The sequence below is a fragment of the Acidithiobacillus concretivorus genome, from assembly GCF_018853445.1.
Lineage (GTDB): Bacteria > Pseudomonadota > Gammaproteobacteria > Acidithiobacillales > Acidithiobacillaceae > Acidithiobacillus > Acidithiobacillus concretivorus.
In genome coordinates, this window is sequence record NZ_JABELD010000153.1 from 1 (window position 1) to 905 (window position 905).

A 905-nucleotide genomic window follows, 5' to 3' on the forward strand; every position below is an offset into this window, starting at 1 on the left:
CATCGACAGAAAAATATGGACGTCGGTACCGGATACCGCCGCTACGGACGCCGCCATGGCTGCGAATTGCAACTTCTCGCGCTCGCCACTTAAACAAATGATGTACATGCCTGACATTGTGTCTCCAAACGAGTTGCAAAAGTGAAGTGATCAAAAGTCAGCAAATTTGATGCCAGGGGTGTATGCCTAAATTATATGTTGGATTTACTTTTAGGGTGGTCAACATTTTTTTAAAAAATTCAATATAATGGCGTGATATTGAATAACTATTAATTATGCATGTCAGACAAATTAATGCGTCATGACACGTCATGACGTGTCATGAAAATTAGTATGACATGTCATAAATTAATCGACATGACGGGGTCTCGGTGCGTATATTATTAAGCGTAACTTAAAAGGTTACAATGTGTTTATATATAGAAATAAATATAATAATTTGTAGCATAAAAAAAGTAAAACACTTATAGAACATTAATTTAAATTATTCAATATATTATTTAACGGTAAATTTCTTTGTTACCAAGAAATTGAATTTTAATCACTAGTAGTGATAATTTTAGGCAATAATATTGTGGCACAGTTGTTGCTTTACAAGGCTGCTAGCAATCAGTCGTGCTCGCAAAATTTTAAGTCCTTTTTAGGAGGAGGTTATGAATAAATTGAATACTAACGTCGTCAAATCGATGAAGAGTAAAGGATTAGCCGTTGCAATTGCTTGTGCATTGGGTGCACTGGTGCCGCTAACCGCCAATGCGGCGATCGGGGCTGCCAGCCTGTTTGGTCAGGGCCGCATTTTGGGCACTGGCGCAGTAACAGCGATAGACGGTGCTGCCGGTGGTGGTATTAACCCCTGGGCAGTGATTTCGGGTTATGGCACCAATCAGCAAATTGGCGCGACCGCT

The 905-nt window shown here is 39.8% G+C and carries 1 protein-coding gene; it reads left to right on the forward strand.

Annotation, left to right across the window (positions count from 1 at the left end):
* Window positions 1-653 precede the first annotated feature (653 nt).
* Window positions 654-905 (forward strand): DUF3034 family protein (locus HJG40_RS14135; protein ID WP_215864793.1); only part of this gene is annotated, 252 nt, incomplete at its 3' end.